This is a genomic window from Pseudomonas sp. RSB 5.4, from assembly GCF_037126175.1.
Lineage (GTDB): Bacteria > Pseudomonadota > Gammaproteobacteria > Pseudomonadales > Pseudomonadaceae > Aquipseudomonas > Aquipseudomonas fluorescens_H.
The window spans coordinates 769,172-782,359 of record NZ_CP146986.1 but is presented as its reverse complement, the minus strand read 5'-3'; the positions used below and the strand labels follow the sequence as shown (position 1 = coordinate 782,359).

At 61.3% G+C, this 13,188-nt stretch carries 14 protein-coding genes; 5 read left to right on the top strand and 9 right to left on the bottom strand.

The features are described 5' to 3' along the window. Positions 1-31 precede the first annotated feature (31 nt). Positions 32-244 carry a hypothetical protein gene (locus V9L13_RS03375; RefSeq protein WP_338801463.1) on the top strand — a complete coding sequence of 71 codons (213 nt, stop codon included), beginning with the start codon at positions 32-34 and terminating at the stop codon, positions 242-244. A gap of 15 nt (positions 245-259) precedes the next feature. Here V9L13_RS03375 and V9L13_RS03370 read toward each other — a convergent pair whose 3' ends face one another. The 3 genes from V9L13_RS03370 to V9L13_RS03360 all read right to left on the bottom strand — a co-directional run bounded on the left by V9L13_RS03370 (position 260) and on the right by V9L13_RS03360 (position 3,377). Beyond that, a complete protein-coding gene (locus tag V9L13_RS03370) occupies positions 260-820 on the bottom strand; it encodes a YceI family protein (RefSeq protein WP_338801462.1) in 561 nt (186 codons plus the stop codon). A gap of 92 nt (positions 821-912) precedes the next feature. Further along, positions 913-1,908: an acyltransferase gene (locus V9L13_RS03365; RefSeq protein ID WP_338801461.1), complete on the bottom strand. Its 996-nt coding sequence runs from the start codon at positions 1,906-1,908 to the stop codon at positions 913-915. 110 nt (positions 1,909-2,018) lie between these two features. Continuing rightward, positions 2,019-3,377: an MATE family efflux transporter gene (locus tag V9L13_RS03360; protein WP_338801460.1), complete on the bottom strand. Its 1,359-nt coding sequence runs from the start codon at positions 3,375-3,377 to the stop codon at positions 2,019-2,021. A gap of 126 nt (positions 3,378-3,503) precedes the next feature. Between V9L13_RS03360 and V9L13_RS03355 the strand changes: the two genes are divergently transcribed. Together V9L13_RS03355 and V9L13_RS03350 are read left to right on the top strand one after the other, a co-directional pair. Beyond that, entirely contained in the window at positions 3,504-4,073 is a 570-nt protein-coding gene (locus V9L13_RS03355) for a chorismate mutase (RefSeq protein ID WP_338801459.1), read from the top strand. Positions 4,074-4,197: 124 nt separating this feature from the next. Further along, positions 4,198-4,638, top strand: coding sequence for a phage infection protein (locus tag V9L13_RS03350; RefSeq protein ID WP_338801458.1), 441 nt, complete (start codon positions 4,198-4,200; stop codon positions 4,636-4,638). Between the two features lie 65 nt (positions 4,639-4,703). Here V9L13_RS03350 and V9L13_RS03345 read toward each other — a convergent pair whose 3' ends face one another. The 3 genes from V9L13_RS03345 to V9L13_RS03335 all read right to left on the bottom strand — a co-directional run bounded on the left by V9L13_RS03345 (position 4,704) and on the right by V9L13_RS03335 (position 7,642). After that, positions 4,704-5,039: a hypothetical protein gene (locus V9L13_RS03345; RefSeq protein ID WP_338801457.1), complete on the bottom strand. Its 336-nt coding sequence runs from the start codon at positions 5,037-5,039 to the stop codon at positions 4,704-4,706. Positions 5,040-5,203: 164 nt separating this feature from the next. Continuing rightward, entirely contained in the window at positions 5,204-6,289 is a 1,086-nt protein-coding gene (locus tag V9L13_RS03340) for a polyamine ABC transporter substrate-binding protein (RefSeq protein ID WP_338801455.1), read from the bottom strand. A gap of 51 nt (positions 6,290-6,340) precedes the next feature. Further along, a complete protein-coding gene (locus V9L13_RS03335) occupies positions 6,341-7,642 on the bottom strand; it encodes an FAD-binding oxidoreductase (protein WP_338801453.1) in 1,302 nt (433 codons plus the stop codon). Between the two features lie 160 nt (positions 7,643-7,802). Between V9L13_RS03335 and V9L13_RS03330 the strand changes: the two genes are divergently transcribed. Next, on the top strand, positions 7,803-8,687 hold the full coding sequence (locus V9L13_RS03330; protein WP_338801452.1) for a LysR substrate-binding domain-containing protein: 885 nt from the start codon (positions 7,803-7,805) through the stop codon (positions 8,685-8,687). Here the strand turns inward: V9L13_RS03330 and V9L13_RS03325 are convergent. Both V9L13_RS03325 and V9L13_RS03320 read right to left on the bottom strand, forming a co-directional pair. After that, positions 8,684-9,070: a cytochrome c family protein gene (locus V9L13_RS03325; RefSeq protein WP_338801451.1), complete on the bottom strand. Its 387-nt coding sequence runs from the start codon at positions 9,068-9,070 to the stop codon at positions 8,684-8,686. The genes V9L13_RS03330 and V9L13_RS03325 overlap by 4 nt on opposite strands. A gap of 161 nt (positions 9,071-9,231) precedes the next feature. Next, entirely contained in the window at positions 9,232-10,563 is a 1,332-nt protein-coding gene (locus V9L13_RS03320; protein ID WP_338801450.1) for a PLP-dependent aminotransferase family protein, read from the bottom strand. A gap of 91 nt (positions 10,564-10,654) precedes the next feature. On the opposite strand from V9L13_RS03320, the gene V9L13_RS03315 reads away from it, so the two are divergent. Continuing rightward, on the top strand, positions 10,655-11,548 hold the full coding sequence (locus V9L13_RS03315) for a DMT family transporter (RefSeq protein ID WP_338801449.1): 894 nt from the start codon (positions 10,655-10,657) through the stop codon (positions 11,546-11,548). A gap of 114 nt (positions 11,549-11,662) precedes the next feature. Here V9L13_RS03315 and V9L13_RS03310 read toward each other — a convergent pair whose 3' ends face one another. Next, positions 11,663-13,108, bottom strand: coding sequence for a SulP family inorganic anion transporter (locus V9L13_RS03310; RefSeq protein WP_338801448.1), 1,446 nt, complete (start codon positions 13,106-13,108; stop codon positions 11,663-11,665). Positions 13,109-13,188 lie beyond the last annotated feature (80 nt).

Here is a 13,188-nt window from a genome sequence, read left to right as displayed (position 1 = left end):
CAACAACAACTCATCTACCGGGAAGACCGCCATGTCGCGAAACCTGAAAACCCTGCTCGTTGCCTCTCTGGTCGCGATCTCCTTGTCCGGCTGCATCGTCGAGCCGGTCCGGCCGCATCGACCGCCACCGCCGGTTGAAGTCGTGCCGGTCATGCCAGCACCCGGTTACCACTGGGTTGCAGGCCACTATCGCTGGGATGGCCATGAGTGGCGCTGGGCGCCGGGACACTGGCGCGCGTATTGATCGCCAGCGGTGGCGTCACTGCTGTGGCGCCACCACCTTGAACTTGATCGCGATGTCGTTGGACACCACAGTGTCCGCCCACTCCCCCGCCCCGAGTCCGAACTGGTCACGCTTGAGCACCAGTTCACCGTCGAAAATGCCGATCGAACTGTCCGGTTTAAACTCGACCGGCACCTGCACCTCGCGGGTGATGCCCTTGAGGGTGAGCTGGCCGGCGATCAGATAATGATTGCCCGTGACCCGGGTAAAACGGCTGGACTCGAACACCGCCACGGGAAAGCGCTGCGTATCGAACCACGCCGGCTTCACCAGCTCGGTGTTGGCGTCCTCGCTGCCGGCGTCGATGCTGTTGAGGTCGATGTGCAACGTGGTATGGGCGCTGGCGAGGTTGTCACTGTCGAACTGTAGCGTCGCCTCGAACTTGCCAAAGGTGCCGTACATCCGCGAGCCCATCTGGTTGTAAGTGAAACTGATCTGGCTGGCGGTGGTGTTGACACGGTTGTATTCAACGGCCTGCGCTGCGCTCGTGGCACACAGGCAGGCAAACAATGCCGCAGCGGTGAATCGGGCACGCATGGGATTCTCCGGACAGGCCAAACCTTCAAGGCCTCGACTGACTTAAGCAAACAACCGGCGGTTGCGCCATGTCATCTGTCCGCCGAATTGGCTCAGGCAGTCGTCTCGGCGCGCTGGGTTTGAACGCTCTGCCGCTGCCCGCGCCGCAGGCGATGGCGCAGCTTCAGCGCCGGGCGTTCGACGCAGTAGTAGGAAACTCCGCTCAGCGCAAAGGCCAGCACCAGCACCGCCACCACGATATGGGCGTCGTAGGCAACCGGCCAGAAACCGCGCAAAAAGTACATCACCACAAAGTGATTGAGGAACACCCCGTAACTGATGTTGCCGAGGAACTCGTCAACCCGATGATATTTGCATCGAGTCAGCAGATACACCGCCGGGACGCCCAACACGATACCCAGACTCACCTCCGCGTTGAACGGACGACGTTCGATCAGCCCTGCCATGATCGCGACGAAGAGCAACCCTGCCAGCACCGCCGTACCGGCGGCGATCGCCAGGCCTTTGGCCTGAGGCTGGTACAGATAACTGCCGCACAGAAAGATAAAAAGTACACCGGGCAGCAAGCGATAACCGTAGATATCGGTGTTGAGGTAACCCAGACACGCCAACATGAAAATGCCGGCAGAGAGCACAAATGCAGCGCCCCGCAGCTTGAAAATCAGCAGGAACGGGATCACCAGGTAGAAGCACATCTCCAGGCCGAGCGACCAGGCCGGGGGGACGATTTCGGTTCCCGCCACTCCGAACATGTAGAAGCCGAGCGGCAGCATGAGCACACTGCTGGCGATCGTTTTGAACGTCAGTTCAGCCGCCTGAGGGGTGCCGGGCAGAAGGAAATGGATCACCGTACAAGAAAGGACGAAGTAAAACAGGAACTGCGGGTACAACCGCAAGGCCCTGTCCACGTAGAACAGGCCGATTTTCTCGGGGACGCTGTAGTTGCGCTCGATCAGCGAGGTCATGACAAAACCGCTGATGATCAAAAAGGAGATGACCGCGACCACTCCCGGGTTGAACCCTGCGACCGTCTTGCCCATATGAGAAACGGCGACCAGAACAGCCAGCAACAGACGAAAAGCTCCCATCGATACCCTCAAGCGTCCTTATTGTTATGGCGGATAAGCTACGACGCTTTGATCGACAATGCCAGCGAGACAAAAAAGGGCCGCCCCGAAGGCTGGCCCTTCTCATTGCTTCAGACCAGCCGCTCGATCTTCTGATGCTGCCAGACCAGCTTGTAATACAGCGTCTGCAACACCAGCATGCCCAGATACGCCACCGGAAACGCCATCCACACCCCCTGCAAACCGTACTGCCCATCCAGCCAGTAAGCCGCCGGTAACTGCACGCCAACCACACAGATAATCGCAATGGCCACCGGCACCAGCACCGTGCCACTGGCACGCATGATCCCGCCGATGATCGCCTGAAAACCAAACACCAGCAGGCTCCAGAGCATGATGTGCAGCAAATGTTCGGCCATCACCCGGGTCGAATCCTCGGTCAGGAACAATCCCAGCAACCAGTGCGACAACAGGTAACCGAGCACGATCAAGCCACCGGTCAGGCACACGTTGATCAGCAGCCCGGTGCGCAGGATCGGCCCCATGCGCTGCAGTTGCCCGGCACCGATGGCCTGCGCGCCGAGGATCGACGCGGTGATCGCAATCGACAGCGCCGGAAACTGCACGTAGTTGACGATCTGCGTGACCGCGCCATACGCCGCCGTCGCCTGGGAACCGTGCTGATTCACCAGCGCCAGGATCACCAGCTCCGACAGCGACAGCACAATCATCTGCACCCCGGTCGGCAGACCGATGCGCAGCACCTTGCCCAGAATCGCCCCGTCCAGCCGCAGTGCCGCGAAGAACTCGCGGTCTGGGGCCAGCGGGTGGTGCTTGCGAATCAGCCGCCAGGCCAGCCACGCCATCGCCGACAGGTTACCGGCCAGACCGGCGAAGGCGGCGCTCTGGATTCCCAACTGGGGCAAACCGAACCAGCCACGAATCAACGCCGGGGTCAGCGCCAGCCCGACCGAGGTCGACACGATCAGCGCCAACAGCGGTGACACGGTGTCACTGACCCCGCGCAGCAACTGCGTGAACAGCACAAACACCAGCATCGACGGCAGAATCCACATCATCACGTGCGCATACGCCACCGCATCATCCAGCACATCCGCAGGCGTCCCCAGCCCCTGCAACGCCTGCCGCGCAAACACACTGCCCAGCACCGCCGCAAGCAAGCCGATCAATACCCCCAGCAACAGCGTTGCCCCGGCGATCGCCTTGACCATGTGCGCCTCACGTGCGCCCCACGCCTGACCGATCAACACCCCGGCCCCTGCGCCCAGACCGATCACCAGCGCGATGAAGAAAAAGATGATCGGAAACATCCCCGACACCGCTGCCAACGCCTGAGTGCCGAGCATCTGCCCGATGTAGATGCTGTTGATCGTGCCCGACATCGATTGCAGGAAGTTCGACAGCACCATCGGCGCGAGGAACAGCAGGTAGGTTTGCCAAAGGGGTTTGGTGGTGGCAGGGGTTTGCATTGAGGATCCGTCTCGGGGTGGGAGATGCGATGGATATTACGCTAGATGCGCGGGTTAAAGTCAGTCGACATGACCTCGGCGCAAGGCTTAAATGGCGGCACTCTTATCATTGGATCGCGCCTTGCCATGCCTCTTCTGCGAAATGCTCTGACCTGTTCCGTGCTGGTTGTTTTCAGCCACATTGCTGGTGCCGCCGAAGCCTCCGCTCCCGCCGAAGCGTTGCGCCCCTTGCTGGCGACATTGAACGAACGCCTGAACATCGGCGATCTGGTAGCGCTGACCAAATGGGACAGCGGCAAGCCGATTCAGGACAGCCCGCGCGAAGCTCAGGTCATCGCCAATGCCCGCACCTTGGCGACCGAACGCCAGCTCGACCCCGAAGACGTTGCGCAGTTGATTGCGGCGCAAATGGAGGCCAACAAATTGGTGCAGTATGGATTGCTCGCACAATGGCAAACGGCCGGTGTGGCGCCGGACACTCCGCGTCCGGATCTGGCCAGGCAAATTCGTCCGCGCCTGGACGAGTTGCAGACCCGCCTGCTGCGCCAGTATTCCGACTTCGCGCCGTATCGCCGCGCCCCGAATTGCCCGGCCTTGCTGGCCCAGGCTCGCCAGGGGCTGACCTATGACGCACTGCACGACCTGGCCCTGACCCGCGCCACCGGAGAGCTGTGCATTCGCGCGGAACATCTCTAGAACAGGGGGTCTGGCACACATCGCTGGCGTCGATAGTGACCATCACGTCAATGAAGTTCTCATAAAAACTCCGCGGCGTAACATCCGCTCCATACCAACCCAATACACCCCGGAGCACACGATCATGAAACGCCAAACCATCCTCGGCATCGCTTTCTCGGTTCTCGCAGTTAACGCTTTTGCAGCAACGCCCGCTCACACCCTGGTCGTTGAAGGCAGCTCGGACAAGTTGATTGAAAGCCGTTTGGCTGAAGGTGGTTCGGATCGTCTGCTGGAACGCCGCTTGGCTGAAGGTGGCTCGGATCGTCTGCTGGAACGCCGCGTGGCTGAAGGTGGCTCGGATCGTCTGCTGGAACGCCGCGTGGCCGAAGGTGGCTCGGATCGTCTGCTGGAACGCCGCGTGGCTGAAGGTGGCTCGGATCGTCTGCTGGAACGCCGCGTGGCTGAAGGTGGCTCGGATCGTCTGCTGGAACGCCGTGTGGCCGAAGGTGGCTCGGATCGTCTGCTGGAACGCCGCGTGGCCGAAGGTGGTGCGGATCGTTTGAACGAGCGCCGCGTCGCCTGAATCAACGCCACCAGCCCATAAAAAAGCCCGGCCTGATCAGCCGGGCTTTTGCGTTCAACCGCGGTTTACTGCACGGTTTTCAGCTTGATCACATCACCGGAAATCTTGGTGGTGTAGCCGCTCAGAACCCATGCCCAGAACCAGTTTTCCTGAACTTGGGTATTGATCATGGCATCGCCGCCCTTGGCTTTGATGGCCGCAGTCTGCGCGCGCACGAAGCGGTTGTTCTGTTGGATCGGGATTACGCCGAACAGCATCAGACCGGTGGCGGTAGCTTCACTGTGGCCAATCACGGTGTATTGACTGCTGTCATATTGCTTGGTGTTCATCGGGGTGCCGGTGCAACCTGCCAGAACCACACCGAACAGTGCGGCGGCGACTACTTTGCTCAGATATTTCACTGCAAACTCCATGGGTGTTAGCCCGGGATCCATCTCTCGGGCGGCGCACACTCTACCGGAGGCAGTGGCTTTTTAGTATCAACCCCGACAAGTTTCATGAAGTGGGTCTGACGCACACTCCGTGCAGGCGCTGGCGCCATCGCCCCTGCACAGGGTGGTTGCCATCAGGTATTGGTTTTCAATTTCGTCCACAACCGCGTCGACAACCGCGCAATCGCCGCCGGCAGCTCTTCCACGGTGAACAACCGTTGCATCACGTCCTTGGGCGGGTAGATGGCCGAATCCTGCTTCACGTCCGCGTTGAGGTACTGATCAGCCGCCGCATTGGGATTGGCGTAATGAATGCTGTTGCTGATGTTGGCCACCACTTTGGGGTCAAGGAGGTAGTTCATGTAGGCGTAACCGTTCTTTTCATGCGGCGCGTTTTTGGGCATGACCACCATGTCGAACCACAGCGTCGTGCCTTCTTTAGGGATCGAGTAGGCGATGTTGATGCCATTCCTGGCGTCTTTCGCGCTGGCCGCGGCCTGGACGATGTCACCATTGAAGCCGATCACCGCGCAGACGTTGCCGTTGGCCAGGTCGCTGATGTACTTCGAGGCGTGGAAGTACTGAATGTACGGACGAATCTTCAGCAGCGCCTGCTCGGCTTGTTTGTAATCCGCCGGTTCGTGACTGTGTGCTGGCAAGTGCAGGTAGTTGAGCGTGATCGGCAGCACCTGGGTCGGGTTGTCGATGAACGCCACGCCGCACTGGCTCAGCTTCTTGATGTTTTCTTCCTTGAAGAAAAAGTCCCATGACTGCGTGACATCGGTGTTGCCGAAAATCGCCTTGATCTTCTCGACGTTGTAACCGATACCGGCCGTGCCCCACATGTAGGGGTAACCGTACTGATTGCCGGGATCGTTGACTTCAAGTTTTTGCAGCAGTACCGGGTCGAGGTTCTTCCAGTTCGGCAGCTGCGATCGGTCGAGTTTCTGAATTGCCCCGGCCTTGATCAGTCGCGACAGAAAGTGGTTCGACGGGCTGACCACGTCATAACCGGTGTTGCCGGTCATCAACTTCGATTCCAGCACTTCGTTGCTGTCGTGAATGTCGTAGGTGGTCTTGATCCCCGTGGCCTGGGTGAAATTGGCCAGAGTGTCCGCGGCGATGTAGCTGTTCCAGTTGGAAATGTTGACGGTTTCGTCGGCCCAAGCGGCCGTGCTGGCCGTGAGCAGGACTGCCAGGGAAAGTGGGTTGATGCGCATGGTCTGTCACCTGTGTTGAGTGGCTTTTGTTGTTGTGCGATAGGCGAAACTTCAGATCTCTGTTCTGGCCCTGACTGCCTCCACGCGCATGCGAAGCATGGCACCGATGTCGAAAAAAGGTCGCGGCGGCAGCCAGCCAGGGTCGGCCCGTTGCATCACCGATTGCAGCAACGGTGAATCGACGCCGCACGCCAGTTCCGCCAGCAAGCGTCCCCACAGCGTGCCGCGCGCCACCCCGGAACCGTTGCAACCGGCGACGGCAAACACGCCCTCTTCCACCTTCTGAAAAAACGCCTGACCGCTGCGGGTCGCGCTCAAGTGGCCGGTCCAGGTGTACTGGATGTCTTGCGCGCCGAGGAACGGAAAGCGTCGTTGCAGACCACGCACATGATGCTCGCGGCGCAGCACCAATTCGCTTTCAGACAAATCGCGCGTGCGGTATTCGGCGGTGTTGCGGATCATCACCCGGCGGTCCGGGGTCAGGCGCACCGTGGCGCCCAGCGGCCGGGTCGACAGCACGCCCCACGGCTCGACGGCGCCGATGGCCTGAAATTCTTCATCGCTGAGCGGCCGGGTGAGACTGGCGCTGAGCTCCATCGGGAAGGTCGCACTGTCATGAATGCCGACCCGGGGAATGAATGCGTTCAGACACACCAGCACCCGTTTGGCCTCGACGCTGCCACTCACCGCGCTGGCTCGCAGCCGGCCGTGGCTCATGCGCACCAGACTGCTGATGTCGGTGTGTTCGTAAACGCTGACATTGCCCGGCAGCGCATTGAACAGGACCTTCACGTATTTGGCCGGTTGCAACAGCGCATTGCCGTTGCCGCACCAGATCCCCGCCGCGTAATGCCGGGTGCCGAGTTTCTGCGCCAGCGCATCGCCCTGGAGAAAATCTGCGCGGGCACCGAGGGCGCGCAAGGTCGCCAGTTTGGCGTCGACATGGCTGAGCTTGGCGGCGTCGCTGACGGCGAAGAAATAACCGTTGTCGCGAAAGTCGCAGTCGATGGCATATTGCGCGATGGTCTGGCGCACCGCATCGCTGGCGGCACGGGAAATTGCCGTGTCGATTTCGAACCCGGCAAAGCCTGGCGCGCCGATCAATTCACTGTCGGCCGGATGCTCGTGGGCTACGACAAACCCCGAGTTGCGCGCCGAAGCACCCTGCGCCGCACGCTGGCGGTCAACCACCACGATGCGCGCCTGTGGGTGCATTTGTGCCAGGTTGTGCGCGGCGCTGAGGCCGGTAATGCCGCCGCCGATCACCAGCCAGTCGGCTTGTTGCGTACCGCTCAGGCAACCGCGCTGCGGCGAGCTGCCGGCCTGGGCGATCCAGCCACATACGTTTTCCATTGCTGACCTCATTCGACTGTCGTTGCACGGCTTGCCTTTCACCTTTGCTCATGCGTGAATCGCATGGAAAAAGCGTAAAGTTCGCCGCCAGAGCTAAAATCTATAAGGTCTTGGCTGGCCCAACCAACGTTATAAAATCATCGAGCCATTCTGAAAACGCATGGATAAAATCCGCCACGTACCGTCCCTGCAGGCCATGCAGACGCTGGTTGAAGTCGCCCGTTGCGCCAGCTTCACCCAGGCCGCGCAACAGCTGTGCCTGACCCAAAGCGCGGTGAGCCGGCAGATCCAGCAACTGGAAAACCATTTCAACGTTGCGCTGTTCATCAGAACCAGCCGCAGCCTGCGCCTGACCCCGGAAGGCGAACAGGTACTGGCCAGCGCCGTCAGCATTCTCGAACAATTGAAAACCCTCGAAGAGCGCCTCGTTCCGCAGCAACGCCCGTTCCGCATTCGCATGCATGTGTCACTGGCGGTGCGCTGGCTGCTGCCCAAACTCAACGACTTCTACCTCAGCCACCCCGAGGTCTCGCTGGCGATAGAAACCGTTGCCACCGAGGTGGTTGAACCGGCCAGTGACAGCGACGCCTACATTCTTTATCTGCCGCAGCCAACCAGTGACGCAGACTGCCTGACGCTGTTTGAGGAAACGCTGGTGCCCGTGTGTGCGCCGAGCCTGCCGCAGGCGCCTCGATCAGTCGCGGAGTTGCAGCGCTTTGCGTTGCTGCATCGCTCTGCCGATCGGCAGGCGTGGATCGAATGGCTGGCGGCCAATGGCGGCAAGCCACTGGAGAGTTACCGGCACATTCCGTTCAACCTCGATGAGCTGGCACTGGATGCGGCGGCGCGAGGCTTGGGCGTTGCGGTGACGGACATGACGCTCGCGGCAGAGTCCATCGAGCGCGGGGTGTTGGTGGTGCCGTTCGGACCACCGCTGAAAACCGGCGGGATTTACGCCTTGTGCCTGCAACCGGCAGCGGCTTCGCATGCGGCGTGCGCGGTGGTCATGCAATGGTTTGCCGCGCAGGCCGAGCAAAACATTTAGTTGGAGAATTGCTGCAGATACGCGAGCAAATTATCGATCTTCTCCTCATCACTCAGCCCCCAGAAAATCATCCGCGTGCCCGGCACCACGCCCTTTGGATCTTTCAGATACGCAGTCAGCGTTTCGCGATCCCAAGTCTTGCCGGAATTTTTCATCGCGTCGGAATACACGTAATTGGCCGACGTCCCGGCGGGTCGACCCATGATGCCGTTGAGTTGCGGGCCGAACCCCGGGCGCGCATCCGGGCCGACCTGGTGGCAGCCGCCGCACAGGCGCGGGAAGATCTTTTCGCCGGCTGCCGGATCGCCTGCGGCGCGGGCGGTTGAGCTGAACAGAATGGCGGTTGCGGTGAGGGCAAGAAGCAGTGCAACGGTGTTTTTCATCGGGCGATCCAGAACGGTGTGATGCAGTTGAGGCAAGGCTAACACTTTGTGGCGAGGGAGCTTGCTCCCGCTGGCCTATTCAGCAGGCTCATCGTAGGGGGCGCTTCGCACCCAGCGCGAGCAAGCTCCCTCGCCACAGGCTTTTTCACAGCAGGTGCTTTTTACAGGTAAGCGCCGATGACCTTTCTGACGGTGATCAATGCCTGACGCAGGACATCCATCGGCACCGACCCCAACGCCAGCCGAATCGCATGCGGCACATGCGCCGATACGGCGAACGGCTCGGCGGTGGTCACCGAAATCTGCTGGTGCATCAACTCCACCACAATCTGATCGGCGCGTACGTCTTCCGGCAGTGGCAGCCACAGGAAATAGGAGGATGGATGGCCGATGCAGGTCAGCCCTTGCAGCAACTCGGCGGCCAGGGTTTGCCGGGCCTTGGCGTCGTCGCGTTTTTGTTGTTCGAGTAGGGTGACGGTGCCATCGTCGAGCCAGCCGCAAGCCATCGCGGTCATCACGCCGGGGGTGTTCCAGGTGGTGGCGCGAATGATCCGTTCCAGCGCCGGCACCGTGTGCAGCGGCGCAGCAATGAAACCGACACGCAGCCCAGTGGCAATGTTCTTCGAAAGTCCCGAGACGTACACCGTGCGCTCCGGTGCCAGGTCGACCAGGGTACGCGGTGGGTTTTCCACCAGAAAGGCGTAGGCCGCGTCCTCGATGAGCGTCAGATCATGCCGTCGGGCGAGCGCGACCAATTGCTCGCGCTGCTCGATCGGCGTCACCCAACCCAATGGATTGTGCAGCGTCGGCATGCTGTACACGGCCCGCACCGAGCGGCTGCGACATAGCTTTTCCAGTGCCGCCAAGTCTGGCCCGTGATCACCGGGCGGGATCGCCACCACTTCCAGATGCAGCGCTTCGGCCAACACCTTGAAGCCGGAATAGGTCAGCGCATCCGCTGCAATCACATCGCCGGGTTTGAGCAACGCCATCAGCGTCACCGCCAACCCTTGCTGGGCACCGTTGACGATCAGCACTTGCCCGGCATCGACCTGCACCCCGCGATCCTGCATATGCCGCGCAATCGAGGCGCGCTCATGCGGGCGCCCGGCGTGGGGCTGGTAACGCAGCAAGGCTTCCAGATCGCCAGACAGGGCCAGTTGGCGTAACGCCGTGCGCAACAGATCGGCCTGACCGGGCAGCGATGGATAGTTGAAATTGAGGTCGATCATGCCGACCGCCACGTCTTTCTGGTCGATGCCCTGCCCCGGCGACAACGAGGTTTCGCGCACAAACGTCCCGCGCCCGGTTTCGCCGCTGACCAGCCCCATCGCCTCAAGCTCGGCGTACACCCGCGACGCAGTAACCAGTGCCAGGCCTTCGTTGGCCGCCAGTTCCCGGTGGGTGGGCAGTCGCGTTCCGGGCGCCAGACGCCCCGCGCGAATGTCAGCGGCATAGGCGTCAACGAGGGTTTTGTAGCGCGAGCGCGGCATGCTGGATGTATCCATGACAATTATTTGATTGTGCTGATTCTCGGCTCCAGGATGGCTCGAAAGCAACCCCACCCTTTGAGCGCGACCTTCTATGGAACGGACTTCGAACCCGGTTAACCCGGCCCTGGAAAAAACCAGTGGCTGGATCAATGGCTTTATCGGCGTGGTGATCTTCAGCGGATCACTCCCGGCCACGCGTCTGGCGGTGCTGGAATTCGATCCGGTGTTTCTCACCGTGGCGCGCGCGGCCATTGCCGGGGTGCTGGCGGTGGTTCTGCTGTGGCTGTTTCGCGAACGGCGTCCGGCACGCGATCAGTGGTGGTCGTTGTTGGTTGTGGCGTTGGGTGTGGTGCTGGGTTTTCCACTGCTGACGGCATTGGCGCTGCAACACGTGACGTCGGCGCATTCGATTGTGTTTGTAGGATTGCTGCCACTGGCGACGGCAATTTTTGCCGTGCTGCGCGGCGGTGAGCGCCCGCGACCGGTGTTCTGGGGGTTTTCGATTCTGGGCAGCGCGTTGGTCGTCGGCTTTGCTCTGTCACAGGGGCTGACCGCCTCGCCCACCGGCGACCTGCTGATGCTCGCCGCGATTCTGGCCTGTGGCCTGGGTTACGCCGAAGGCGCGAAACTGTCGCGAGTTCTCGGCGGCTGGCAGGTGATTTGCTGGGCGCTGGTGTTGTCACTGCCGGTGATGGCCTTGCTCAGCCTGTACCTGGCGCCCGCCTCGTTCAGCCACATCAGCCTGTCGGCCTGGATGTGCCTGGCCTATGTGGCGCTGTTCAGCATGCTGATCGGCTTTGTGTTCTGGTACCGCGGTCTGGCCCAGGGCGGGATCGCGGCGGTCGGCCAACTGCAATTGCTGCAGCCGTTTTTCGGTCTGGCACTGGCGGCGACGTTGCTGCATGAACAGGTGAGTGTGGGGATGCTGGCGGTGACGTTGGGGGTGATTCTGTGTGTGGCCGGGGCGAAGAAGTTCGCCGGGTAGCTATGTTTGGAATCTCATCTGTGGGAGCAGGCTTGCTCGCGAAAGCGCTGGGTCAGTCAACTTGTGTGTTGAATGACACGCTGCCTTCGCGAGCAAGCCCGCTCCCACAGTTGATCAGTGGTGTTCGACGCCGGCGCGTTTGAACAGCTTCTTGCAGCGCTCGGACAGATGAAACACCTGCAATTCCTTCCCGGCCTTGGCGTAACGCTCACGCAAGGTCTTCAACGCGGCAATCGCCGAATAATCGACGAAGCTCAAATGCCGGCAATCCAGGGTCACCCGCTCCGGGTCATTGGCCGGGTCGAACTGGTTGAGGAACGGCGTGGTCGAGGCGAAAAACAACGTGCCGTGCAGGCGGTAGAGTTTGCTGCCGTCGGCTTCCAGATGCTCATCGGCGTACAACTCGCGGGCCTGCTGCCACGCGAAGTTCAGCGCGGCGATGATGATCCCGCACAGCACGGCAGTGGCCAGATCGGTGAACACGGTGATGCTGGTCACAGCGATGATCACTAGCACATCGTTAAGCGGCACTTTGTTCAATACACGCAACGACGCCCAGGCGAAGGTTTGCTGCGAGACCACGAACATCACCCCCACCAGCGCCGCCAGCGGAATGCGCTCGATCAGCGGCGACAGAAACAGGATGAACAGCAGAATCAGCACCCCCGCCACCACCCCGGACAAACGCCCACGGCCGCCGGAGCTGAGGTTGATCACGGTCTGGCCGATCATCGCGCAACCGCCCATACCACCGAACGCGCCGGAGACCACGTTCGCCGCGCCCAGCGCCACGCATTCGCGATCCGGGTAGCCACGGGTTTCGGTGATTTCATCGGTGAGGTTCAGCGTCAGCAAAGTTTCCAGCAGACCGACCAGCGCCATCAGAATCGCGTACGGGGCGATGATGCGCAGGGTCTCCAGCGTCCACGGGATGTCCGGCAGCGCGAAGCTCGGCAGACCACCGGCGATGTGCGCCATGTCGCCAAGTGTGCGGGTCGGCAGGCCGAACAGGTAGACCAGCAGGCCCACGCCGAGGATCGCCACCAGTGCCGGCGGCACCGCGCGGGTCAGGCGCGGCAGAATGTAGACGATGGCCATGGTCAGCAGCACCAGCCCGGTCATCAGGTACAGCGGCGTGCCGCTGAGCCAGTGTTCGCCGCTCTTGAAATGCTCCAGTTGCGCCAGCGCAATGATGATCGCCAGACCGTTGACGAAGCCGAGCATCACCGGGTGCGGCACCATGCGCACCAGTTTGCCCAGGCGCAGCAGCCCGAACGCCATCATGATCAGACCGCCGAGCAACACCGTTGCCAGCAGGTATTGCACGCCGTGCTGCACCACCAGCGCGACGATCACCACCGCCATCGAGCCTGCCGCCCCGGAGACCATCCCCGGCCGCCCGCCAAACAACGCGGTCAGCGTGCAAATAATGAAGGCGCCGTACAGGCCCATCAGCGGATTGAGATGCGCCACCAGCGCAAACGCAATGCATTCGGGCAACAGGGCAAACGAGGTGGTGAGTCCGGCCAGGACATCGGCGCGCAGACGTTGTGGTTTCATGGCTTACCTGACTAAACGACCTGAGAGCGTGGCCGAGGGTGTTCGCGGAAGTAAAAGAGGGTTGCGGATGTTACGGAATT

Excerpts from the sequence above, each read along its gene's own strand:
- V9L13_RS03375 (WP_338801463.1), top strand. The coding sequence starts at position 32 with ATGTCGCGAAACCTGAAAACCCTGCTCGTTGCCTCTCTGGTCGCGATC.
- V9L13_RS03350 (WP_338801458.1), top strand. The coding sequence starts at position 4,198 with ATGAAACGCCAAACCATCCTCGGCATCGCTTTCTCGGTTCTCGCAGTT.
- V9L13_RS03310 (WP_338801448.1), bottom strand. The coding sequence starts at position 13,108 with ATGAAACCACAACGTCTGCGCGCCGATGTCCTGGCCGGACTCACCACC.
- V9L13_RS03315 (WP_338801449.1), top strand. The coding sequence starts at position 10,655 with ATGGAACGGACTTCGAACCCGGTTAACCCGGCCCTGGAAAAAACCAGT.
- V9L13_RS03325 (WP_338801451.1), bottom strand. The coding sequence starts at position 9,070 with ATGAAAAACACCGTTGCACTGCTTCTTGCCCTCACCGCAACCGCCATT.
- V9L13_RS03365 (WP_338801461.1), bottom strand. The coding sequence starts at position 1,908 with ATGGGAGCTTTTCGTCTGTTGCTGGCTGTTCTGGTCGCCGTTTCTCAT.
- V9L13_RS03335 (WP_338801453.1), bottom strand. The coding sequence starts at position 7,642 with ATGGAAAACGTATGTGGCTGGATCGCCCAGGCCGGCAGCTCGCCGCAG.
- V9L13_RS03355 (WP_338801459.1), top strand. The coding sequence starts at position 3,504 with ATGCCTCTTCTGCGAAATGCTCTGACCTGTTCCGTGCTGGTTGTTTTC.
- V9L13_RS03370 (WP_338801462.1), bottom strand. The coding sequence starts at position 820 with ATGCGTGCCCGATTCACCGCTGCGGCATTGTTTGCCTGCCTGTGTGCC.
- V9L13_RS03320 (WP_338801450.1), bottom strand. The coding sequence starts at position 10,563 with ATGCCGCGCTCGCGCTACAAAACCCTCGTTGACGCCTATGCCGCTGAC.
- V9L13_RS03360 (WP_338801460.1), bottom strand. The coding sequence starts at position 3,377 with ATGCAAACCCCTGCCACCACCAAACCCCTTTGGCAAACCTACCTGCTG.
- V9L13_RS03330 (WP_338801452.1), top strand. The coding sequence starts at position 7,803 with ATGGATAAAATCCGCCACGTACCGTCCCTGCAGGCCATGCAGACGCTG.
- V9L13_RS03340 (WP_338801455.1), bottom strand. The coding sequence starts at position 6,289 with ATGCGCATCAACCCACTTTCCCTGGCAGTCCTGCTCACGGCCAGCACG.